The organism is Pseudomonas sp. (assembly GCF_030684895.1).
Classification (GTDB): domain Bacteria; phylum Pseudomonadota; class Gammaproteobacteria; order Pseudomonadales; family Pseudomonadaceae; genus Aquipseudomonas.
On sequence record NZ_JAUXXP010000013.1, the window covers coordinates 73,357 to 94,683 of the forward strand.

Annotated in this window: 22 protein-coding genes and 1 pseudogene; 15 read left to right on the plus strand and 8 right to left on the minus strand. The window is 60.1% G+C overall.

The annotated features are described in order from the left end of the window. Positions 1-30 precede the first annotated feature (30 nt). The gene (locus tag Q8M42_RS02325; protein ID WP_304868823.1) at positions 31-495 is read left to right on the plus strand and encodes a CopD family protein; all 465 of its coding nucleotides are present in this window, start codon (positions 31-33) and stop codon (positions 493-495) included. Positions 496-548: 53 nt separating this feature from the next. Here the strand turns inward: Q8M42_RS02325 and Q8M42_RS02330 are convergent, their stop codons facing one another. The 4 genes and pseudogenes from Q8M42_RS02330 to Q8M42_RS02345 form a co-directional block, all read right to left on the minus strand. After that, entirely contained in the window at positions 549-1,310 is a 762-nt protein-coding gene (locus Q8M42_RS02330) for a collagen-like protein (protein WP_304868825.1), read from the minus strand. Continuing rightward, positions 1,303-1,653, minus strand: a complete 351-nt coding sequence (locus tag Q8M42_RS02335) for a DUF1145 domain-containing protein (protein ID WP_305283190.1) — start codon at positions 1,651-1,653, stop codon at positions 1,303-1,305. The genes Q8M42_RS02330 and Q8M42_RS02335 overlap by 8 nt, the downstream gene beginning before the upstream one ends. Before the next feature lie 157 nt (positions 1,654-1,810). Continuing rightward, positions 1,811-2,533, minus strand: a complete 723-nt coding sequence (locus Q8M42_RS02340; protein ID WP_304868829.1) for an OmpA family protein — start codon at positions 2,531-2,533, stop codon at positions 1,811-1,813. A gap of 141 nt (positions 2,534-2,674) precedes the next feature. Beyond that, a pseudogene (locus Q8M42_RS02345) lies at positions 2,675-3,028 on the minus strand (OmpA family protein); the annotation flags it as partial. Between the two features lie 440 nt (positions 3,029-3,468). Here Q8M42_RS02345 and Q8M42_RS02350 point away from each other — a divergent pair. Continuing rightward, positions 3,469-3,966, plus strand: coding sequence for a DUF6231 family protein (locus Q8M42_RS02350; RefSeq protein WP_304868831.1), 498 nt, complete (start codon positions 3,469-3,471; stop codon positions 3,964-3,966). 4 nt (positions 3,967-3,970) lie between these two features. Then, positions 3,971-4,441 carry a YchJ family protein gene (locus Q8M42_RS02355; protein ID WP_304868833.1) on the plus strand — a complete coding sequence of 157 codons (471 nt, stop codon included), beginning with the start codon at positions 3,971-3,973 and terminating at the stop codon, positions 4,439-4,441. A 67-nt stretch (positions 4,442-4,508) separates the two neighbouring features. Here Q8M42_RS02355 and Q8M42_RS02360 read toward each other — a convergent pair whose 3' ends face one another. Beyond that, entirely contained in the window at positions 4,509-5,084 is a 576-nt protein-coding gene (locus tag Q8M42_RS02360) for a hypothetical protein (RefSeq protein WP_304868834.1), read from the minus strand. Between the two features lie 112 nt (positions 5,085-5,196). Between Q8M42_RS02360 and Q8M42_RS02365 the strand changes: the two genes are divergently transcribed. The 4 genes from Q8M42_RS02365 (at position 5,197) to Q8M42_RS02380 (ending at position 9,031) form a co-directional block, all read left to right on the plus strand. Next, the gene (locus tag Q8M42_RS02365; protein ID WP_304869127.1) at positions 5,197-5,688 is read left to right on the plus strand and encodes an LEA type 2 family protein; all 492 of its coding nucleotides are present in this window, start codon (positions 5,197-5,199) and stop codon (positions 5,686-5,688) included. A 5-nt stretch (positions 5,689-5,693) separates the two neighbouring features. Continuing rightward, positions 5,694-5,891, plus strand: coding sequence for an SEC-C metal-binding domain-containing protein (locus Q8M42_RS02370; protein WP_304868836.1), 198 nt, complete (start codon positions 5,694-5,696; stop codon positions 5,889-5,891). A 7-nt stretch (positions 5,892-5,898) separates the two neighbouring features. After that, positions 5,899-6,363 (plus strand): DUF2489 domain-containing protein, encoded by a 465-nt coding sequence (locus Q8M42_RS02375; RefSeq protein ID WP_304868838.1) that lies wholly within the window; start codon positions 5,899-5,901, stop codon positions 6,361-6,363. 154 nt (positions 6,364-6,517) lie between these two features. Then, a complete protein-coding gene (locus Q8M42_RS02380; RefSeq protein ID WP_370692740.1) occupies positions 6,518-9,031 on the plus strand; it encodes a penicillin acylase family protein in 2,514 nt (837 codons plus the stop codon). 212 nt (positions 9,032-9,243) lie between these two features. Here Q8M42_RS02380 and Q8M42_RS02385 read toward each other — a convergent pair whose 3' ends face one another. Then, the gene (locus Q8M42_RS02385; RefSeq protein ID WP_304868842.1) at positions 9,244-9,936 is read right to left on the minus strand and encodes an NUDIX domain-containing protein; all 693 of its coding nucleotides are present in this window, start codon (positions 9,934-9,936) and stop codon (positions 9,244-9,246) included. A gap of 139 nt (positions 9,937-10,075) precedes the next feature. Here Q8M42_RS02385 and Q8M42_RS02390 point away from each other — a divergent pair, with 139 nt between their 5' ends. From Q8M42_RS02390 to nadE, 3 genes are read left to right on the plus strand one after another with little or no spacing between them, the layout of a single operon-like run. After that, positions 10,076-10,720 carry a nicotinamidase gene (locus Q8M42_RS02390; protein WP_304868844.1) on the plus strand — a complete coding sequence of 215 codons (645 nt, stop codon included), beginning with the start codon at positions 10,076-10,078 and terminating at the stop codon, positions 10,718-10,720. 2 nt (positions 10,721-10,722) lie between these two features. Beyond that, positions 10,723-11,928: a nicotinate phosphoribosyltransferase gene (pncB, locus tag Q8M42_RS02395; protein ID WP_304868846.1), complete on the plus strand. Its 1,206-nt coding sequence runs from the start codon at positions 10,723-10,725 to the stop codon at positions 11,926-11,928. A 10-nt stretch (positions 11,929-11,938) separates the two neighbouring features. Then, positions 11,939-12,766 (plus strand): ammonia-dependent NAD(+) synthetase, encoded by an 828-nt coding sequence (gene nadE, locus Q8M42_RS02400; RefSeq protein ID WP_304868847.1) that lies wholly within the window; start codon positions 11,939-11,941, stop codon positions 12,764-12,766. 58 nt (positions 12,767-12,824) lie between these two features. On the opposite strand, the gene dcd is transcribed toward nadE, so the two are convergent. Then, positions 12,825-13,391, minus strand: a complete 567-nt coding sequence (dcd, locus tag Q8M42_RS02405) for a dCTP deaminase (RefSeq protein ID WP_090384763.1) — start codon at positions 13,389-13,391, stop codon at positions 12,825-12,827. A 324-nt stretch (positions 13,392-13,715) separates the two neighbouring features. Here dcd and Q8M42_RS02410 point away from each other — a divergent pair, with 324 nt between their 5' ends. Beyond that, positions 13,716-13,925, plus strand: coding sequence for a cold-shock protein (locus tag Q8M42_RS02410; RefSeq protein WP_090242762.1), 210 nt, complete (start codon positions 13,716-13,718; stop codon positions 13,923-13,925). Positions 13,926-14,036: 111 nt separating this feature from the next. On the opposite strand, the gene apbC is transcribed toward Q8M42_RS02410, so the two are convergent. Continuing rightward, positions 14,037-15,128, minus strand: coding sequence for an iron-sulfur cluster carrier protein ApbC (gene apbC, locus Q8M42_RS02415; protein WP_304868853.1), 1,092 nt, complete (start codon positions 15,126-15,128; stop codon positions 14,037-14,039). A 157-nt stretch (positions 15,129-15,285) separates the two neighbouring features. On the opposite strand from apbC, the gene metG reads away from it, so the two are divergent. The 4 genes from metG (at position 15,286) to rsxC (ending at position 21,327) form a co-directional block, all read left to right on the plus strand. Beyond that, entirely contained in the window at positions 15,286-17,328 is a 2,043-nt protein-coding gene (metG, locus tag Q8M42_RS02420; protein WP_304868854.1) for a methionine--tRNA ligase, read from the plus strand. A gap of 155 nt (positions 17,329-17,483) precedes the next feature. Further along, entirely contained in the window at positions 17,484-18,068 is a 585-nt protein-coding gene (rsxA, locus tag Q8M42_RS02425; RefSeq protein ID WP_090252381.1) for an electron transport complex subunit RsxA, read from the plus strand. Next, positions 18,065-18,640 (plus strand): electron transport complex subunit RsxB, encoded by a 576-nt coding sequence (gene rsxB / locus Q8M42_RS02430; protein WP_090252379.1) that lies wholly within the window; start codon positions 18,065-18,067, stop codon positions 18,638-18,640. Before rsxA ends, rsxB begins: the two co-directional genes overlap by 4 nt. Further along, positions 18,637-21,327 (plus strand): electron transport complex subunit RsxC, encoded by a 2,691-nt coding sequence (gene rsxC, locus Q8M42_RS02435; protein WP_304868858.1) that lies wholly within the window; start codon positions 18,637-18,639, stop codon positions 21,325-21,327. The genes rsxB and rsxC overlap by 4 nt, the downstream gene beginning before the upstream one ends.

Below are 21,327 nucleotides of genomic sequence, written 5' to 3' on the forward strand. Positions count from 1 at the left end.
AATAGACTCTTAACCAACAGGAGTGCCCGCATGACCCCATACGCCTTCGTCTACAGCCTGCACCTGCTCGCCGCCCTGATCTGGGTGGGCGGTATGTTCTTCGCGTGGATGATCCTGCGCCCGGCAGCCGTCGCCGCATTGGAAGCCCCGTCCCGCCTGAAACTCTGGCTGGAAGTCTTCCCACGTTTTTTCTACTGGGTATGGGCGGCGGTGATTGTGCTGCCGCTCACCGGCGTGGGCATGCTGCACCTGCGCTTTAGCGGCTTCGATACCGCGCCACGCTACGTGCACATCATGATGGGGCTGTATATCGCCATGCTGGCGCTGTTTCTGCGGATTCAGGCACTGCAACTGCCTGAACTGCGCCGTGCCGTGGCGGCAGAGGATTGGCCGACTGGCGGCGCCGTGCTTGGGCGTATTCGCCGGCTGGTCGGCATCAACTTATTGCTGGGGTTACTGGTGGTGGCAATCGCCGGCATCCGCCCCTCGTTCTAAGCGCGGTCAAGCAACCGCGGCCTAAGGGCAGCGGTTAGCACCACACAACGGCATTAGAACTGCACGATATTCAGCGCGCCTGCTGGGCCTGGCTCACCGGCGCGCCCTGCCTGCCCTGGCTTGCCGTCGCGAGCACCATCGGTGCTGTACAACCAGCACCCCTTGCTCACACCGCCTTGGCCGCCGGCACCAGGCGCGCCCGGCTGACCGCCGTTGCCACCATCCAGACGCACCTGTAACTGCTCAACCGGGAAACCTTGCGGGACTTCCAGGCGCACCTGCGAGCCAGCAGCACCCGGCTGGCCGTCACCACCATTCAAACCATCATGACCGCGACTGGCTTCACCCCAGGTGCAGCCACCTGGCTTGCCATCGGCACCGGCAAGGCCGGCATAACCAGGCGCACCGGTACCGCCACGGGCATCCAGCACCAGATTTTCCAGGGACACGGCTTGCAAGCGCAGGCTCAGGTTACGCCCTGGCAATGCCGGTTTTTCAGCACGGCCCTGAGCGCCACGCGCACTGATCTGTGCGCCACTGGCAATCTCGGCGGTTTCCACTTCAAGACGCAGCACCTGATCACTGGGGGCAATCGCCAGACGTGCGTCGCGACCCAGGGTTAGCTGCGCCACGCGAATTTCGGTCAAGCCTGGGGGAATCAACAAGGTGCCGTGATCAGCAATCTCTAGACGGTCCAACAACAACACGCTGGTATTGCTCGGCAGACGCATAACCGCATGGGAATCGACTTCAATCACCGCCTGGGCCAATGCCAGCGGGCTGAACAGCGCAGCAAGAGCGAGCAGCTTACGCATTTTCGGCCTCCATCGGCAGCGCCTGCTCAGGCTCGGCTTCGGCGGCCGCAGCAGCTTGCTCAGTTGGCAACCCAAACAACTGAAAAACCCCAAATAACATGACTTGCATACGCTCTTGCGCCGGCTTGGGGCAAGCGGCGATACGCTTGTCAAAAAACCACAGTTCAAGCCCATGAATCAGCAGAATAAAAACCCCGGCGCCGTTCAACAGCAGCGCGAAGGGTTGTGCAAAGGGTTGCAGCAGATTGGCCAGTACGACGCCCCAGAACAATGCTGTCAGCACCTTACCCAACGTCAGAAATGTCTTCATATCCGCCCCCGGCAGTTTTTTATTTCGCTGCACCTTATCTGCTTTGGGAGTGTGCTGCCAGAAGACCAGTAAAAACCATGGAGGCTGAGTGCCTTCAAAGCTTTTACTGGGTTGAAACGACTCTCTCGCTGGCAGGCCGTTGCGAACCCGGCAGGTGGGTTCGCAACGGCCTGCCAGCGCATCACATCAGTTAGGGTCGCGCTTCGACCTCTGCCTCCACCCGGCGGTTGATTGCCCGCCCAGATTCGCTGTCATTATCGGCGACCGGACGCGACTCGCCATATCCGACAGAGGAGACCCTGCCGCTGTCGATGCCATGCTGATTGACCAGCACATCACGCACCGCATTGGCACGCCGTTCAGACAGCCCCTGGTTATAGGCATCACTGCCTATGGCATCGGTATGCCCTTCAACGGTCGTAGTGGTTTGTGGGTACTGCTTCATAAAGTCGGCGAGGCTCTTGATATCCGCCTGGCTGTCAGCTTTAACATCGGATTTATTGAAATCAAACTTCACATCCAGCTCTACCCGCACCGAATCCGCAACGTCGACGGAGTCAGGCTCTGCTTGGGCAGGCGTGCTGGCATATTCTTTTATTGGACAGCCGTTGTGGTGCACCGGCGTATTAGGAGGGGTTCCAGGGCAACGGTCACGACGATCAAAAACACCGTCACCGTCTTCATCACCATCCTGGGCGTAGCAAATCAGCGTACCAATGACCGCACCGGCCACGGCTCCACCTGCTGCCCACGTAGAACTTTCGATTGCGCCCAGACCAGCACCGGTCAGACCGCCAATTGCACTGCACAGGGGCCAGTTCCCTTGGTTGAGCGGCGCATCTCCCGTACTGGAAGTTGTGACGCAACCTGAAAGAACACTGCTGACCAAGAGAATGGGGGCTACCCCCATCATGGATCTAACTCTCATGGTAGAAATCTCCTGTAATGCCGGCTACTGCCGGTAACTAAGGAGTAAAGACCTACCCTTCAAGCTGCACAAGCCAGACCCCGGAGGGTCTGGCTTGTTTTCTTCAGAAAGTCTGGGATCAGACGATCAAGGACGAGCTTCTACTTCTGCTTCTACGCGGCGGTTGACGGCACGGCCGTCAGCACTGGCGTTGTCCGCAACCGGACGAGATTCGCCATAGCCCACAGCGTTAACGCGATTACTGCCTACGCCGTACTGGTTAACCAGTACATCACGTACCGCTTTAGCACGGCGCTCGGACAGGGTCTGGTTGTAAGCGTCGCTACCCACGGAGTCGGTATGACCTTCAACTACGGTGGTGGTTTGTGGGTATTGAGTCAGGAAGTCAGCCAAGTTTTTGATATCGCCGTAGCTTTCTGGTTTGACCTGAGCCTTGTCGAAGTCGAACTTGACGTCCAGCTCTACGCGTACAGCTTCGGCTGGTTCAGACACCACAACTTCTTCAACTACCACGTCTTCAACCACAACAACCTGCTCATCGCTGGCACCATGCACCCAGCAATACGCTGCGGCCATACCTGCGCCAACTACTGCACCGCCACCGGCCCATGTAGAGCTTTCAATAGCGCCCAGAGCAGCACCGCCCACACCGCCGATCGCGGCACAGGTTGGCCAATCCGTTTTCTGCAGCCCGGCACAACCGGTCAAAAAGGTACTCGCGACAATCAGGGGTAATGCTTTCCTGGTGATGCTCATATATACGTCTCCTATTGGTAAATCGGCAAAAACCGATACTGACGAAGTAAAGACGCCAGTCGCAAAATAAGCCAGAGAATATGCAAACGCATTACTAGCACGATCCGCACTAGGCCGCACTGCTGCTGCACGTTAGTCTTTGCGCACTTGAGCGAGGAGCCGTTATGTCTGCAACCCCATCCACCCGCACACCCCAGCAAGCCCTTGCCGCCCTATTGGCACGCTACACCCCAGAACGCCTGTTGCTCGTCGGTAGCCGAAAACTACCTGCGATTGATGCTTTTATCCAGGCCCATCCAAGCTGCCACTTGGTTCACGCGGATGCAGGCGCACTTCCCTGCGAAGTGGCCGCGCAACGTTTTGATCTGGCGTTGATCGTCGATTGCCTTGAGCACCTGCCAAAACGCACGGGACTAGAGCTGCTCGGCGGCATTCGCAACCTGAATGCCAGCCGTATGGCTGTGCTGGTCGATCTGCAGGCCTGTGACTGGAAAGAAACCGACTTCTTTGCCCTGGCCCTGCAGGCCAGCGAATGCTTCCAGCGCGATGAACAGACACTCAACCTGTTCACTTACGACTTGCTCGACTACAAGCAAGTACCTGACTGGCTGAACGCCAAGTTCTGGGCCAACCCGGAGAATTTTGGGAAGTACTGGTGGTAAGCCCATGAGCAGCACAACCTGCCCCTGCGGCAGCGGGCAACTGCTGACACTCTGCTGCGGCCGTTATCACGCAGGTACTCCGGCACCCAGCGCCGAAAGCTTGATGCGCTCACGCTACAGCGCCTACGCCTTGGGACTGATTGATTACCTGGTGCACAGCACACTACCGGCCCAACAAGCCGGCCTCGCCCAGGAGGCCATTCAAACCTGGAGCCTGGGCAGCACCTGGCTTGGGCTTGAGGTCGAGCAGGCACAGCTGATCGAGGGCGAACCGCAACACGCCTACGTCACCTTCACCGCACATTGGCGTGATGAAGGCGGCACACACAGCCACCGCGAACGCTCGGCATTCGTACGAAATAACGACAGCTGGTATTTCATTGACCCGACTGTCGAGTTGAAACTTGGTCGCAATGACCCCTGCCCTTGCGCCAGCGGGCTGAAGTTCAAGAAGTGCTGTGCCAGCTATTGCTGATTGCTGATTGCTGAGGCGGATTGAACGCGCAGAAAGCACCGGCAACGTGCTTTCTGCGCGCTGCAGGCTAATCCTGCAATTTCAAATGGGAGATATCCGGTGGCGGCCCGGCCGGGGCTTTTTTCGCCTCGCCCATGTCGCTGCCGGGTGGCGCCAGGCTGAACTGTGACAAGTCAAGGACTGGGGCCTGTACCTGCGGTTTGCCATCCTGTACATCGTCGCCCAATGGCGCAATGCCAAAATCTGGCGCATCGACTTCCGCAAACGCCGCCATATATTCATCACGCGGTGCTATTTCCAGACGCCCCGTCGGCTGGCTACTGGCAGCCACCGAAACAGGTGTCGCTGCCGAGGCCGCAAGGGGCGCGGTGGTCACAGCTGGCGGCGCGGCCAACTCGATTTCTTCGATCTCATCGTCCAGGCAGGCCACTTCAGCCACAGCCCCAGCGCGCTCCAGAGTTGAGCGGTATTTTTCCGCACCCGCTGCATCCAGGTTGCTTTTGATGACAATGCGCCGCCCCGAGAACAGCAACGCAAGACGCTGCTCATCCGCCTGGAACAACTTGCCCAGATTGGCTTTTACCAACTCCAGCTGCGCACCCGGAACCAGTTGCGCGCTGAAGGCAATTTCGTAGCGAGCCATGGTCATACTCCTGTCCTATTCGTTGCTCAGTATGGCGCAGGTTTTTTTACCGTCACAACAGGTGGCAGCCAAGCACTTGCTTGTTACACTGATGCGTCATTCGGAGTATGCAATGTTTTATCAGGCGCAAACGATAAGAATTCTCAGCCTATTGATGTTTTTTGGCCTCCTGTCGGGCCTTGGCGGTTGCTCCTCTTCAGGCGATCTTAAATCGCCCGAAGTGCGTCTCGTTAAAGTCGACGTGGTTAAAGCCAAATTGCTGGAACAGCATTTCACGCTGCGCTTTCGCATTGATAACCCCAATAACTTCAGCCTGCCGGTGCGCGGGATGGATTACTTGGTGTACCTGAACCAGGTCAAGCTGGCTGAAGGCGAATCCAATGTTTCGTTTTCTGTACCGGCGCACGGCCACCATAATTTCTCCATACCGGTGCGCACCAACCTCTGGCGACATTTACGCCAGATCGTCAAAGCCCTGGAAAAACCCGACCAACCCATCCCCTATCGCCTGCAAGGTGCGGTGAAAACCGGCTGGTTGTTCGGACAGAGCGTGCACATGTCGCGCAATGGCGAGATAATTCCCGGCGATTACATCCCGGAGTAACTCGCATGACCCAGCAAGAACACGTCCACGGCCCTGATTGCAATCATGACCACGACCACAGCCATGATCACGGCCACGTGCATGGTCCAAACTGCAACCACGGCCACCAGGAACCTGCGCGCAACGCCCTAAAAGACGTTGGCCGCAACGACCCGTGCCCGTGCGGCAGCGAGAAAAAATTCAAAAAATGCCACGGCGCGTAAGCCTGTAATGAACAACCTCACTCTGCTCGTCCTGATCGGCAGCGCCGTATTGATTGCCGCACTGGCGCTGTACGCCCTGCAGCTGTGGCGACGCGTCTGGACCCAGGAAAAAGCCCAAGCCGAGGCGCTCAACACACAGCGCAAACGCATTGGTGGCGATCTGCATATCCTCGCCAGCAGTTTGCTCGAGGGTCAGCTGCCATTGATCGAGGGCGCCATTCGGATCAAGGTGCTGCTGGATAACTACGACAGCAGCCTCAGCCAGGATCGGCGCTGTGAGGTGTTTCACCTGCTATTCGCGGCAACCGCCCAGGTGCCAACCCACGCCGAGTGGAAGGCCCTGGAGAGAAGCGTGCGCCGCCAGCATGAGCAGCACTTCAGCGAGCTCGAGCTGCAGCACAAGGCAGCCGCTCGCGCCGCTGCCCGCTGGCTACTCGATGAAGCTCTGCCGCCCCTGCGCCAAAGCGCCTGACTCGCTCGCACAGCGCCTTGTCAGGCGCGTGGCGGCTGGCTAACGTAGTACGTCCGTAGCTGCGCACCTACGCTCCAGGCGGAAAGCGCACACCCAACCGCCCGTTTTCCACCCGCAAGGAGCCTGCTGCATGCTAGCGCGCGCGTTACGCCCCATGGCCCACCTCAGCCTCGCCGCCGTTCTTACGGCCGTCGTCGCGCTCACGGGCTGCCAGTCGTTTCTCAACAACCGTTACAGCGACAGCGTGCCCCAGGACCAGGGCATTGTCCGGGTCAAGGGCCTGGCACAAAGCGTGGTGATCCGTCGCAACCCCCTGGGCATGCCGCTGATCGAAACCACCACCTTCCATGACGCGCTGTTCGCCCTGGGCTATGTACATGCCAGCGACCGCCTCAGCCAGATGGTCGGCCTGCGCCTGATGGCCGAGGGCCGACTGGCCGAAATGGCCGGCCCCGGCGTGCTGGAAATGGACCGCTTTATGCGTGCGGTCAATCTGAAGAAAAGCGCCGAGGTGCTCTACAGCAACGCCTCGCCACGGATCAAACGCTTCTTCGAGGTGTATGCCCGCGGGGTCAACGCCTACCTGTTCCGCTACCGCGACAAGCTGCCGATGGACCTGGCCGAGTCAGGCTATCGCCCGGCGTACTGGAAGGCCGAAGACTCGGTGCTGGTGTTCTGCCTGCTGAACTTCGGCCTGGCGGTCAATCTGCAGGAAGAAATCGCCTCTCTGGTGCTCGCACAAAAAGTCGGCAGCGAGCAGCTGGCCTGGCTACTGCCAACCTACCCCGACGAACCCTTGCCTGTTGAAGAAGCTGCCAAACTCAAAGGCCTCGACCTCAAGGGCCAGCTGGCTGGCCTGAGCAACGTCAGCGCAGCCGTCAGCCAGTTTGCTGATGCGCATATGCTCGGCGTTGCCGCCTCCAACAATTGGGCCTTTGCCCCACAGCGCACGCGCAGTGGCAAAAGCCTGCTGGCCAACGACACCCACCTGCCGCTGTCGATGCCATCGGTGTGGAATTTCGTGCAGATCCGCTCACCCAAATACCAGGCCGCTGGCGTGTCGATTGCCGGCGTCCCGGCGGTGGTGGCCGGTTTCAACGGCAAACTGGGCTGGGGTATGACCATGGTCATGGGTGACAACCAGGATCTGTTCCTCGAGCAGGTCAGACGCCAAGGCGGCCGCCTGCACTACCTGGCCGACGGCAAATGGCTGCCCACACTGGAGCGCCAGGAAACCTTCTTTATCAAGGGTCAGCGTCCCATCCGCGAAACCATTTTTGAAACCCGCCACGGCCCGCTATTGAACTCAGTACTGGGCGAGCGCAAACACATGCTGCAACCCATGCAACTGAGCAGCGGCTATGGTCTGGCGCTGAAAACCACCCAATTCGAAGCAGACAAGACCCTGGATGCCTTCTTCGACCTGTCACGTGCCCAGTCGGTCGAGCAGGCCTTTGAGGCCACCCGCGAAGTGCGCGCCATGCCGCTGAACATCGTGTTTGCTGATGCGCAGCATATTGGCTGGCAAGTCACCGGACGCTTCCCCAACCGCCGCGCGGGACTGGGCCTGATGCCCTCCCCCGGCTGGGACAGCCAGTACGACTGGGACGGTTTCGCCGACCCGATGCTGCATCCCTATGACCAAGACCCGCCAGAAGGCTGGCTCGGCACCGCCAACCACCGCACCGTACCGCGTGGCTACGGCATGCAGCTGTCCAACTCCTGGTTCTACCCCGAGCGCGCCGAACGCATCGCCGCACTGGCAGCAACGGGCAGGCATGACACCCAGAGTATGATCGCCATGCAGTACGACCAGACTTCAGCTTTTGTCGCCAAGCTGCAGAACATGTTCAGCGCACCGGGCATGGCTGAAGGCCTGCAAACTGCCATCGACGCCCTGCCGGCAGCAGAACGCAGCAAGGCCCGCGAAGCGCACAGCCGGCTGATGAAGTTCGACGGCAAAATGGCCGCCAGCTCGGCGGACGCTGCGCTGTACAGCGCCTTCCTCTACCAGAGCGCGCGTGAAACCTTCCTCGACGAACTCGGCCCGGACAGCACCCCTGCCTGGAAAGCGCTGGTGGAAACCGCCAACAGCTCCTACTCCGCCCAGGCCGACCATTTGCTGGGCCGTGACGACAGCCCGTTCTGGAACGACACCCGCACGGCGCAGCGTGAAGATAAACCCACCATCCTCGCGCGCAGCCTTGCAGGCGCCGTCACCCTACTGGAAAACAAACTGGGCCCCGAGCGTAGCGCCTGGCAGTGGGGCAAGCTGCACACCTATAACTGGACCACCGAAACCAGCCAGCTGGCGCAATACATGAGCGCCAGCCAACGCACCAGCATCAACGCCATCAAGGGCTATCTGGATCGCGGCCCCTACCCGGCGGGCGGCGATCACAGCACGCTGAATGTGGCGGCTTACAACTGGGGCGAAAACTTCGACACCTGGCTGATTCCAGCAATGCGCATCGTCGTCGACTTCGGCCGCGAAGAACCGTTGATCGGCCTCAACAGTTCCGGGCAGTCCGGCAACCCTGCCAGCAAACACTATGCCGACGGCATCGATGCCTGGCTCAAGGGCAGCTATATGAGCTTCCCCTTCCAATCGCAGAACCTCGACAAGGTGTATGGCACCAAGCGCCTGCTGCTGATGCCGGCGAACTGAAGCGGAGCCACGACTGAACGACCGTTCGTCGGCCGCCACTGAACCAATTCAACGGCGACCGCTCTGAGTAAATGGACTTACTCCATAGATCATCATCGTTTTAGGGCGCTTTTTAGCGCCCTTTCTTTTATGCCTGCCATCCATGGCAGCCACCCTCCTGGCCATCGTTTCACGACGCTAAAAACTGCTCTAGGCATTTCTTTGCCTGCGATTTAACTCAACAAACTGCGATCAAAGGTGAAGATTCCAGGCGCCTGGGGCTGGTGTGCCAATAAATATTGTGGCCGCCCCATCTTCGGATAGTTCTTCTCGCCGGTATCACTGATCCAGCCCTGCTGCTTCATCTTTTCCAGGCGTCCGCGCAAGGTGGTGTGCTGTACCGCCTGACCCAGACAAGCCTGGAACGCTGCCAACGCCTCGGTCACGGTGAAGTGCGGAGCCAACAGATAGAGCGGCAGTGAGGTGTACACCGATTTGCCGGCTAGCCGCTCCAGCGCTTGCGCCACCAACTGCACATGGTCGAATGACAGTGGAAAGCGCTCGTCGAGCACTTGCGCCAGACTGGTAAAACACAGGTCCTCGCCCGGTAACTCGACACCGGCAGGCAACAGGGCCAGATAAAAGGTGCTCAGTGACCAACCACGCGGGTCACGCAGCGCATTGCCCACCGTTGCCACCTGCTCCAGGTGCTGCGGCTGCACCCGCGCTTTTTCCTGCAACGCACGGGTTGCTGCGGCATCCAGGTTGAGGTCGGCACAGCGGCCATTGACCAGCACACCGGGCAACGCCCACTGCCCGGCAAACGGCGCCTGCGCACGGCGAATCAACAGCAGCTCCAGCTCGCCCGCCTCGCTCAAGCGCAGCGCGACGATGTCTACGCTGGCCAGCACTTCTGCAGAACCCATCACCCCTCCAGTTCCTTCGACTTATTTCATCTTGACCAATAACTAGGCGAATTTCACTTGTTTCGCAGAAAAGCGCTTGACCACATATTACATCAGATGGAATATGTAGCCACGCAACCCAGCGAAAAGGAGTGTCAGGATGAAGATCGCCAGCTTCGACGTCGATGCACAGAAGGGTTTCACCCCGCTGTGTCCGAATGAGCTGCCGGTGGCCGGTGGCGAGCAGATCGCGCCAGCCCTGAATGAGCTGGCCAGCCGCGTCCACCTGCGCCTGGGCAGCAAGGATGCGCACAGCCCACAAGCAGCCTGGATTGCGCCGAGCCATGCAGAGATGCTCAAGCCGCTGCCCCTGGCCAACGCCGATCTCAGCTGGGTCAGCCACTGCGTGCCGGGCACACCCGGGTTCGAGCTGCTGGATGAATTGCCACAGCCGCTGGACTACGACTACTTCGTGTGGAAAGGCGTGGAGCCGGACCTGCACCCCTACGGCGCCTGTTACCACGACCTGGCCGAGAAACGCAGCACGGGCGCCATCGAATTTCTCCGGCACAATGGCGTGCAGCGCGTACTGGTCGGCGGCCTGGCCCTCGACTACTGCGTGAAGACCACTGCCCTACAACTGCGCCACGCGGGCTTCAGTGTCGGCGTATACCTGCCGGCCTGCCGCGCCATTGCCGAAGCAACCGCGCAAAACGCCTGCAGCGAGATGCGCGCGGCGGGCATCGAGCTGTACGCCAGCCTGGATGAGCTGGACGCGGCCCTCAACACGGACAAGAGGATCTGATCATGGGTGAAAGCGTATTTGCCGAGCGTATCGTGCAGAACCTGCTGGATACCGACTTCTACAAACTGACCATGATGCAGGCGGTGCTGCACAACTACCCCAACGCCGAGGTGGAGTGGGAATTCCGCTGCCGCAATGCCGAGGACCTGACGCCTTACCTGGCAGAGATCCGCTACCAGATTGAGCGCCTGGCCGACCTGAGCATGAGTGCCGACCAACTGGCTTTCCTCGAACGCATCCCGTTCATCAAGCCGGACTTCATCCGCTTTCTCAGCCTGTTCCGCTTCAACCTGCGCTACGTGCATACCAGTATCGAGGACGGCCAGCTATGCATTCGCCTGCGCGGCCCCTGGCTGCACGTGATCCTCTACGAGATCCCGCTGCTGGCCATCGTTAGTGAGGTGCGCAACCGCTACCGCTACCGCGAGGTGGTGCTGGAGCAAGCCAGCGAACGCCTGTACCAGAAACTCGACTGGCTCAAGGGCGAGGCTTCGGCCTCCGAGCTGGAAGGCTTCCAGATCGCTGACTTCGGTACTCGCCGGCGCTTCTCCTACCGGGTGCAGGAGCAAGTGGTGCACATCCTCCAGCGCGACTTTCCTGGGCGCTTCGTCGGCACCAGCAACGTGCACCTGGCCCGCGAGTTCGACCTCAAGCCAATCGGTACCATGGCCCACGAATGGTTGATGGCCCACCAGCAACTCGGTCCGCGCCTGATCGACAGCCAGAGCGCCGCGCTGGACTGCTGGGTGCGCGAATACCGAGGCCTGCTCGGTATCGTCTTGACCGACTGCATCACCATGGATGCTTTCCTGGCCGACTTCGACCTGTACTTCGCCAAGCTGTTTGACGGCCTGCGCCACGACTCCGGCGACCCGCTGCAGTGGGCAGAGAAAGCCATCGCCCACTACGAGAAGCTCGGCATCGACCCTAAGAGCAAAACCCTGGTGTTCTCCGATGGCCTCACCCTGGAGAAATCGCTACAGCTCTACCGTGCACTTTGCGGGCGGATCAACGTAAGCTTCGGCATCGGCACCAACCTGACTTGCGACATTCCTGGTGTTGAACCGATGAACATCGTGATCAAGATGACTGCTTGCAATGGCCAGCCGGTCGCCAAGATCTCCGATACGCCGGGCAAGACCCAATGCCGCGACGACAACTTCGTCAGCTACTTGAAACATGTTTTTCGCGTCCGCGACGCCCAGTGAGGACTTTGAAATGAGCAATCGCCAAGCCGAAATCGCCGCCGCCCTCGACGTGGTACCACCTTTCACCGATACCGCCGCGCTGGTCGCGCAGATCGACCAGCGCAAGACCTTTATCAAACAGTGCCTGAAGAACTCCGGCCTCAAGGTGCTGGTACTGGGTATCAGTGGCGGAGTCGATTCGCTGACCGCCGGCCGCCTGGCCCAGCTTTCCGTGGAAGAGTTGCGTGCAGAGACAGGCGATACGGCCTATCGCTTTATCGCCGTACGCCTGCCACACGGCGCTCAGCACGATGAGCAGGACGCGCAGGATTCGCTGAAATTTATTCGCGCCGATGAAGAAGACACGGTGAATATTGCTGGCAGCGTGACGGGGCTCGGCGAGCAGGTGACTCATCTGCAAAAGCTCAGCGACGCCCGTCGCGACTTCGTCACCGGCAATATCAAAGCGCGCATCCGCATGGTCGCCCAGTTCGCCATCGCCAACGCCAACAACGGCCTGGTAATCGGCACTGACCACGCTGCCGAAGCGGTGATGGGCTTTTTCACCAAGTTCGGCGACGGTGCCTGCGACCTCACCCCGCTGTCCGGCTTGGTCAAGGGTCAGGTGCGGGCCATCGCCAAACACCTCGGCGCACCAGAAAACCTGGTGTTCAAGGTGCCCACCGCCGACCTCGAAGAGCTGCGCCCTGGCAAACCGGACGAAGAAGCCCACGGCATCAGCTATGCAGAGATTGATGCATTCCTGCACGGCCAACCCGTGCGCCAGGAGGCCTACGCCATCATCGTGCGCACCTATGACGCCACTCGCCACAAGCGCGAACTGCCACTGGTCCCTTGAGTTTCTAAACCCCATGAAAAAGCCGGGCAATGCCCGGCTTTTTCATTACAGCGACCGATCAAGCCCTGGGCAGCGTCACACCCAGCTGACCCTGATACTTGCCGCCGCGGTCCTTGTAGGAAACCTCACAGGCCTCATCGGACTGCAAAAACAGCATCTGCGCCACACCCTCGTTGGCGTAAATCTTCGCCGGCAAGGTGGTGGTATTGGAGAATTCCAGGGTCACATGGCCTTCCCACTCCGGTTCCAGCGGGGTGACGTTGACGATAATGCCGCAACGCGCGTAGGTGCTCTTACCCAGGCAGATGGTCAGCACGTCGCGAGGAATGCGGAAGAACTCCACGGTGCGCGCCAGGGCGAAGGAGTTCGGCGGGATGATGCACACATCGCTTTTCACATCGACAAAGCTCTTCTCATCGAAGTTCTTCGGGTCGACGGTCGCCGAATTGATGTTGGTGAACACCTTGAACTCATCGGCGCAGCGCACATCGTAGCCGTAGCTGGAAACGCCATAGGAAATCAGTGGCTGGGCGCCCTCGGCACGTACCTGGCGCTCGACAAAGGGCTCAATCATGCCGTGCTCTTGAGCCATGCGGCGAATCCACTTATCCGATTTGATGCTCATGGCGGCTGTCCTGCTATAGCGAAGGGTGAAAAGTGCACGCATCTTACCGGGGCCGGCGGCAGGGTTCAAAGGCTCTTAAGCCCGCGCAGGGCGCAAAACGCTAAACCGCCTGTCTGTCGCCAAATAACAGAAAGATGCACAGAGCATTCGCGCTTAGCGTTAAAAGCGAGTATGGTTGCCCCACTGTGCTGCATGTGTCACCGCGAATCGCTACTTGATGCCTAAGATTTCGATCCAAACATCGTCCGACTCCTAGTACTCGTTGCACTCAGTCCCGGCCTGGGCTTTTCCAGGGCTGTTAATAAATTTGTTAGGAGACATAACATGTCGAATCGTCAGAATGGCACCGTCAAGTGGTTCAACGATGAAAAAGGCTACGGCTTCATCACCCCACAGTCCGGTGACGACCTCTTCGTACACTTCAAAGCTATCCAGAGCGATGGCTTCAAAAGCCTGAAAGAAGGCCAGGCAGTGACTTTCGTTGCTACCCGTGGTCAGAAAGGCATGCAAGCTGAGGAAGTTCAGGTTGTATAACCTGCACTAACCTCGCTTGATAAAAAGCCCCGCCTAGTGCGGGGCTTTTTTATGGGCGCTGATTTTTCCTAAGTGGAAAATGCCACGCACAGCGCACGTGGCAATCAGTACTTAGTCTTCGCTGATCACAATGCTCGGCATCGCCTGCTGCGCTGCGCCCTGAGCGATACGCGCACCCACGTTGCGTGCAGTTTCCTGGTAGATCATCGCGATCTGGCTTTCCGGATCGGCGATGGTAGTGGGCTTACCGCCATCGGACTGCATGCGGATAGCCATCGACAGCGGCAGCGAGGCCAGCAAATCGACGCCAAACTGCGCCGCCAGCTTCTCACCGCCGCCCTCACCGAACAGATGCTCGGCATGCCCGCAGTTTGAACAGATATGCACGGCCATGTTTTCCACCACACCGAGCACCGGAATGTTCACCTTGCGGAACATCTCCACACCCTTCTTGGCATCCAGCAGCGCCAGATCCTGCGGCGTGGTGACGATCACCGCCCCAGCCACCGGCACCTTTTGCGCCAGGGTCAGCTGGATGTCGCCGGTGCCCGGCGGCATATCGACCACCAGATAATCCAGGTCATCCCAGGCGGTCTGGGTGATCAATTGCAGCAGCGCGCCGGACACCATCGGCCCGCGCCACACCACCGGAGTGTTCTCATCGGTGAGGAAGGCCATGGACATCACTTCAACGCCATGGGCCTTGAGCGGCACAAACCACTTCTGATCCTTCACCTGCGGCCTTGTACCTTCCGGTATACCAAACATGATGCCCTGGCTCGGCCCATAGATATCCGCATCGAGAATGCCGACCTTGGCCCCTTCACGCGCCAGCGCCAACGCCAGATTGGCTGCCGTGGTGGACTTGCCCACCCCACCCTTGCCGGATGCCACGGCAATCACGTTCTTTACATTGGCCAGCGCCGGCACCTGATCCTGCGCCTTGTGCGCTTCGATCACGCAGTCGACCTGCACCTGTGCACGCTCAACACCGTCGAGGTTTTCCAGGGCCATTTGTAGCATTTGCGCCCAGCCACTCTTGAACAGCCCTGCCGCGTAGCCCAACTGCAGACGCACCCTGACCTGCCCACCCTGAATATCCACTTCACGCAGGCAACCGGCGCTGACCGGGTCCTGATTCAGGTGCGGGTCGGTGTATTGGGACAAGGCGGCTTCGACCGCTGCGCGGGTAACGACACTCATGGAAGGCTCCGAAAGGCTGAGTAAAGCAGGCAGGCATCTTACCCCAGGCTAACTCCACAGGCGCGCACCGGCAGGCATTGGCCTGTGCAAGGATGAAAAATATCCGCCGCCCCTATATAGTTGCCGGCTCCCCTGAGTTACCAGTGCAGCCGATCCCATGAGCCAAGCCCGTAAGATTCTCGTTACCAGCGCCCTGCCCTACGCCAACGGTTCGATTCACCTTGGCCATATGCTCGAGTACATCCAGACCGACATGTGGGTGCGTTTCCAGAAGCTGCGCGGCAACCAGGCCATCTACGTCTGCGCCGATGACGCGCATGGCTCGGCGATCATGCTGCGCGCCGAGAAGGAAGGCATTACCCCCGAACAGTTGATTGCCAATGTGCAGGCCGAACACACCGCCGACTTCGCCGACTTCGGGGTCAATTTCGACAACTATCATTCGACCCACTCGGACGAAAACCGCGAGCTGTCTGCAGCCATCTACCTGAAGCTGCGCGACGCCGGGCATATCGCCACCCGTTCGGTAACCCAGTATTTCGACCCCGAAAAGGGCATGTTCCTCGCCGACCGTTTTATCAAAGGCACCTGCCCCAAGTGCGCGGCGGAAGACCAGTACGGCGACAACTGCGAAAAATGCGGTGCCACCTACGAGCCGACCGAGCTGAAGAACCCGCGCTCGGCCATCTCCGGCGCCGTACCCGAGCTGCGCGACTCCAAGCACTTCTTCTTCAAGCTGCCGGATTTCGAGGCCATGCTGAAAAGCTGGACCCGCAGCGGTGCATTGCAGGACGCAGTAGCCAACAAGATCGCCGAATGGCTGGATTCCGGCCTGCAGGAATGGGACATCAGCCGCGATGCGCCCTACTTCGGCTTTGAAATCCCCGACGAGCCAGGCAAGTACTTCTACGTCTGGCTGGACGCGCCGATTGGCTATATGGCCAGCTTCAAGAACCTTTGCGCCAAGCGCCCGGAGTTGGACTTCGACGCGTTCTGGAACAAAGATTCGACCGCCGAGCTGTACCACTTTATCGGCAAGGATATCGTTAACTTCCACGCCCTGTTCTGGCCGGCCATGCTTGAAGGTGCGGGCCTGCGCAAGCCGACCGCAGTAGCTGTGCACGGCTACCTGACGGTAAACGGGCAGAAGATGTCCAAGTCACGCGGCACCTTTATCAAGGCGCGCACCTACCTGGATCACCTGAACCCGGAATACCTGCGCTACTACTACGCGGCCAAGCTCGGCCGTGGCGTGGATGACCTCGATCTGAACCTGGAAGACTTCGTACAGAAGGTCAACTCGGACCTGGTCGGCAAGGTTGTGAATATCGCCAGCCGTTGCGCCGGTTTTATCCACAAAGGCAACAACGGTCTGCTGGTGGCTGGCAATGCCGCACCCGAGCTAACTGAAGCCTTCCAGGCTGCCGCACCGAGCATCGCCGAAGCCTACGAGGCCCGCGATTTCGCCCGCGCCATGCGCGAGATCATGGCCCTGGCCGACCGCGCCAACGCCTGGATCGCCGACAAAGCACCCTGGTCCCTGGCCAAACAGGACGGCAAGCAGGACGAAGTGCAGGCCATCTGCGCCTTGGGCGTAAACCTGTTCCGCCAGTTGGTGATCTTCCTGAAACCAGTCCTACCGCAGTTGGCCAGCGACGCCGAGGCCTTCCTCAATGTCGCGCCGTTGACCTGGGACGATCACCAGACGCTGCTGGCCGACCACCAACTGAACCCGTTTACCGCTCTGCTGACCCGTATCGAGCCTGCGAAAATCGACGCCATGATCGAAGCCTCCAAAGAAGACCTAGCCGCCAGCGAAGCCGCTCCAGCACTCACTGGCAATGGCGAGCTGACGAAAGACCCATTGGCCGCCGAAATCGCCTTCGACGCCTTTGCTGCGGTCGACTTGCGCATCGCCCTGATCGAGAAGTGCGAGTTCGTTGAAGGTGCCGACAAGCTGCTGCGCCTGACCCTGGATATCGGTGACGCCAAGCGCAACGTGTTCAGCGGCATCAAGAGCGCCTACCCGGACCCGAGCAAACTGGAAGGCCGCCTGACCCTGTACGTGGCCAACCTGGCCGCGCGTAAGATGAAGTTCGGCATCAGCGAAGGCATGGTCCTGGCGGCCGGCCCTGGCGGCGAGGAAATCTACCTGCTCAGTCCGGACAGCGGTGCCAAACCAGGCCAGCGGGTCAAGTAAACCTGCGACCCAATAGCGCAGCCACTCTTATCAGGCTGCGCTAGCCTTATGGCAGCACCTCAGGAAGGCTGATCCGGCTTGTATGGCAGGATCGGCTTACCGATAATAGCCACCCCTTTCCTGCGGCCTTTGCCCGTCCATTCACGGAACCTGCAATGACCGAACTCGCCTTGATCATGGTCAGCGCCATCCTGGTCAACAACTTCGTGTTGGTCCAGTTCCTTGGCCTGTGTCCCTTTATGGGCGTCTCGAAGAAGATCGAGACGGCCATTGGCCTGTCACTGGCCACCACCTTCGTGCTGACCCTGGCCGCCATGTGCAGCTACCTGGTGCAGCAGTACGTGTTGAAGCCGCTGGATATCGAATACCTGCGCACCATCAGCTTTATTCTGGTGATTGCCGTGGTGGTGCAGTTCACCGAAATGGTGGTGAACAAGACCAGCCCGCTGCTGTACCGCGTGCTGGGCATCTTCCTGCCGCTGATCACCACCAACTGCATCGTTCTGGGCGTGGCCCTGCTCAACGCCAACAAGGCCGAATTCACCTTTATCACCGCTACCGCCAACGGCTTTGCCGCCGGCCTCGGTTTCTCCCTGGTGCTGGTATTGTTCGCCGCCATGCGTGAGCGCATCGCCATCGCCGACGTGCCGAAATCCTTCCAGGGCGCAGCCATCGGCATGATCACCGCCGGACTGATGTCCCTGGCGTTTATGGGCTTTACCGGGCTGATCAAGCTATGAGTCTGGTGCTGATTGCGGTGCTCGCACTGCTCGCCCTGTGCCTGGTGGCCGGTGCGATTCTTGGTTTCGCAGCGGTGCGCTTTAAAGTCGAAGGCAACCCGATTGCCGAGCAGATCAATGCCCTGTTGCCGCAAACCCAGTGCGGCCAATGCGGCTACCCCGGCTGCAAACCCTACGCCGAGGCAATTGCTGGCGGCGACAAGATCAACAAATGTCCGCCCGGCGGCGAAGCCACTATTCAGGCTCTAGCTGACCTGCTCGACGTTGAAGCCGAGCCGCTGGACGCCGTAGAAGGCGAAAAACCGCAGATGGTTGCCTACATCCGCGAAGCCGAGTGCATTGGCTGCACCAAGTGCATCCAGGCCTGCCCGGTGGACGCCATCGTCGGCGCGGCCAAGCAAATGCATACGGTGATCGTCAGCGAGTGCACCGGCTGCGACCTGTGTGTCGAACCCTGTCCAGTGGACTGCATCGACATGATCGAAGTGGGCAGCACCGTGCAAAGCTGGAAATGGGAAAAACCCTTGGCCCCCGGCCAATTGATTGCCAGTGACCGGGAGCAAGCGGCATGAGTGCGCAGGAACGTATCTGGGATATCCCCGGCGGCATTCATCCAGCCGAGCGCAAGGAGCTGTCCAACCGCACGCCGATCCAGCCGGCGCCGCTGCCCAAGCACCTGACGCTGCCACTCAACCAGCATATCGGCGCGCCCGCAGAACCTGTGGTCGCCGTGGGTGAGCGCGTGCTGAAGGGCCAGCTGATCGCCGCTGCCAATGGTTTTGTCAGCGTGCCCGTGCATGCGCCGACCTCTGGCACCGTAAGTTTTATCGGCCCGCAGCCTTACCCGCACGTATCCGGCATGCTCGCCCCGGCCATCGTCATCGACAGCGATGGGCTGGATAAATGGATCGAGCTGACGCCACAGCCTGACTATCGCCATCTGGAAAACAGCGCCCTGTTGGAGCTGATTCGCCAGGCAGGCATCAGCGGTCTGGGCGGCGCGGGCTTCCCCACGGCGGTGAAACTCAATGCGCGCCCAACGCAGAAGATCCACACGCTGATCATCAACGGCACCGAGTGCGAGCCCTATATCAGCGCCGACGACCTGCTGATGCGCGAACGCGCCAACGAGATGATCAGCGGCATCGACATTCTGGTGCAGCTGATCCAGCCGGATCAGGTGCTGATCGGCATCGAAGACAATAAACCCGAAGCCATCGCTGCCGTGCGCAGCGCGCTAAGCGAGCGCAGCTATCAGCTCAAGGTATTCCCCACCAAATACCCCTCCGGTGGCGAAAAACAGCTGATCCAGATTCTCACAGGTGTGGAAGTGCCCAGCGGTGGCCTGCCGGCGGATATCGGTATGCTCTGCCAGAACGTTGGCACCTGCGTAGCCATCCATGACGCGGTGATGCACGGCAAACCGCTAATCTCACGCATTACCACCCTGACCGGTGAGGCCCTGGCCCGACCGATGAACGTCGAGGTACTGCTCGGCACCCCGGTAGGTGAATTGCTGGAGTTTGCTGGCCTGAACCGCAGCAAGTTGAACCGCCTGATCATGGGCGGCCCGATGATGGGCTTTACCCTGCCCGACTTCGCCGTACCCGTGATCAAGACCACCAACTGCCTGCTGGCCTCGACCACCGCCGAGCTGCCGCCACCACCGCCAGCCATGCCGTGCATTCGTTGCGGTGAGTGTGCCGAAGCCTGCCCGGCCAGCCTGTTGCCGCAGCAACTGCACTTCTTCGCCATCGGCCAGGAGCATGAGCAGCTCAAGGCGCACAACCTGTTCGACTGCATCGAGTGCGGCGCCTGCGCCTATGTCTGCCCGTCGAGCATTCCGCTGGTGCAGTACTACCGCGCAGCCAAAGGCGAGATTCGCGAGCTGGAGCAGAGGCAGCTCAAGGCCGAACAGTCGAAACAGCGCTTCGAACTGCGCCAGGAACGCCTGCGCCGCGCCGAAGAACAGAAAGAAGCCGAACGCCAGGCCCGCGCCGCCAAAGCGGCGCAAGCCAAGGCCGCTCAGGCCCAAGCCGCACCCGCTGCAGCCAGCAGCGATGCAGCAGCGGCCAAACCGGCCGGTCTGAGTGACGAGCAGAAGAAACTCAAAATCGAAGCCAGCATGGCCCAGGTCGCCCTGAAAAAAGCCGAAAAGCAGCTGGCCACCCACGCCAGCCCCGAGTTGCAGGCCCAGGTCGACGAGCTGCGCAGCGCTGCAGCCATCGCCCAGCAAGCGCTCGACATGGCCATGGCCGCCAACCCGCCTGCCATGGCGGCGGCCACCCCAGTTGCCGACGATGGTGCACTGAAAAAAGCCAAGATCGACGCCGCCATGCTCCGCGCCCAAGTTCGCAAACTGGAGAAGCTTGAAGCACCCAGCGATGAGCAGCAAAGCGAACTGCAACAACTGCGCAGCCAGCTGGAAGCCGCCGAAAAACTGCTGGCCAGCCTGGAAGCCCAGGCGCCAGCACCAACCGTCAAACCGACTGCCGACGATGGCGTATTGAAAAAGGCCAAGATCGACGCTGCCATGCTCCGCGCTCAGGTGCGCAAGCTGGAAAAACTCGAATCGCCAAGCGACGAGCAACAAAGCGAACTGCAGCAACTGCGCAGCCAACTGGACGCCGCAGAAAAACTGCTGGCCAGCCTGGAAGCTCAGGCGCCAGCACCAATCGCCAAACCGGCTGCCGACGACGGCGCATTGAAAAAAGCCAAGATCGACGCCGCCATGCTCCGCGCTCAGGTGCGCAAGCTGGAAAAACTCGAAACCCCAAGCGACGAGCAGCAAGGCGAACTGCAACAAATGCGTGGCCAGCTGGACACCGCCGAAAAACTGCTGACCAGCCTGGAAGCCCAGGCACCGGCCGCGCCCGTAAAAGCGCCCGATGCAGAAGCCTCCGATCCGCTGAAAAAAGCCAAGATCGAACTGGCGATGAAGCGCGCCGAATTGAAAAAGGCCGAAAAAGCCGGCAGCGATGAAGCAACGCTTATCAGCCTGCGCGAGGCATTGGCAGCCGCCGAGCAGGCGCTGCACCAGGCCGAGGACGCATCCGGCAAGCCGGCACCTGAGTTGGTTCGCACCGACAAGAAGCCAATCGACGAAACCACCCGTGCGCTAAAGACTGAAGTAGCCTTTGCCCGTGCGGATCTGCGCAAGCTTGAACGTGACGCCAACAGCCCAGCAGACGCCCTGACGGCTGCACGTCAACGCCTGGCCAATGCCGAACGCCAATTACAGGAGCACGCTGGCAGCTGA

Bases quoted from the DNA above. Each gene is read 5' to 3' on its own strand.
- Q8M42_RS02330 (WP_304868825.1), bottom strand. From the start codon at position 1,310: ATGCGTAAGCTGCTCGCTCTTGCTGCGCTGTTCAGCCCGCTGGCATTG.
- Q8M42_RS02410 (WP_090242762.1), top strand. From the start codon at position 13,716: ATGTCGAATCGTCAGAATGGCACCGTCAAGTGGTTCAACGATGAAAAA.
- apbC (WP_304868853.1), bottom strand. From the start codon at position 15,128: ATGAGTGTCGTTACCCGCGCAGCGGTCGAAGCCGCCTTGTCCCAATAC.
- Q8M42_RS02370 (WP_304868836.1), top strand. From the start codon at position 5,694: ATGACCCAGCAAGAACACGTCCACGGCCCTGATTGCAATCATGACCAC.
- dcd (WP_090384763.1), bottom strand. From the start codon at position 13,391: ATGAGCATCAAATCGGATAAGTGGATTCGCCGCATGGCTCAAGAGCAC.
- Q8M42_RS02380 (WP_370692740.1), top strand. From the start codon at position 6,518: ATGGCCCACCTCAGCCTCGCCGCCGTTCTTACGGCCGTCGTCGCGCTC.
- Q8M42_RS02385 (WP_304868842.1), bottom strand. From the start codon at position 9,936: ATGGGTTCTGCAGAAGTGCTGGCCAGCGTAGACATCGTCGCGCTGCGC.
- Q8M42_RS02355 (WP_304868833.1), top strand. From the start codon at position 3,971: ATGAGCAGCACAACCTGCCCCTGCGGCAGCGGGCAACTGCTGACACTC.
- Q8M42_RS02365 (WP_304869127.1), top strand. From the start codon at position 5,197: ATGTTTTATCAGGCGCAAACGATAAGAATTCTCAGCCTATTGATGTTT.
- metG (WP_304868854.1), top strand. From the start codon at position 15,286: ATGAGCCAAGCCCGTAAGATTCTCGTTACCAGCGCCCTGCCCTACGCC.
- pncB (WP_304868846.1), top strand. From the start codon at position 10,723: ATGGGTGAAAGCGTATTTGCCGAGCGTATCGTGCAGAACCTGCTGGAT.
- rsxA (WP_090252381.1), top strand. From the start codon at position 17,484: ATGACCGAACTCGCCTTGATCATGGTCAGCGCCATCCTGGTCAACAAC.
- nadE (WP_304868847.1), top strand. From the start codon at position 11,939: ATGAGCAATCGCCAAGCCGAAATCGCCGCCGCCCTCGACGTGGTACCA.
- Q8M42_RS02325 (WP_304868823.1), top strand. From the start codon at position 31: ATGACCCCATACGCCTTCGTCTACAGCCTGCACCTGCTCGCCGCCCTG.
- rsxB (WP_090252379.1), top strand. From the start codon at position 18,065: ATGAGTCTGGTGCTGATTGCGGTGCTCGCACTGCTCGCCCTGTGCCTG.
- Q8M42_RS02340 (WP_304868829.1), bottom strand. From the start codon at position 2,533: ATGATGGGGGTAGCCCCCATTCTCTTGGTCAGCAGTGTTCTTTCAGGT.
- Q8M42_RS02350 (WP_304868831.1), top strand. From the start codon at position 3,469: ATGTCTGCAACCCCATCCACCCGCACACCCCAGCAAGCCCTTGCCGCC.
- Q8M42_RS02360 (WP_304868834.1), bottom strand. From the start codon at position 5,084: ATGGCTCGCTACGAAATTGCCTTCAGCGCGCAACTGGTTCCGGGTGCG.
- rsxC (WP_304868858.1), top strand. From the start codon at position 18,637: ATGAGTGCGCAGGAACGTATCTGGGATATCCCCGGCGGCATTCATCCA.
- Q8M42_RS02390 (WP_304868844.1), top strand. From the start codon at position 10,076: ATGAAGATCGCCAGCTTCGACGTCGATGCACAGAAGGGTTTCACCCCG.
- Q8M42_RS02375 (WP_304868838.1), top strand. From the start codon at position 5,899: ATGAACAACCTCACTCTGCTCGTCCTGATCGGCAGCGCCGTATTGATT.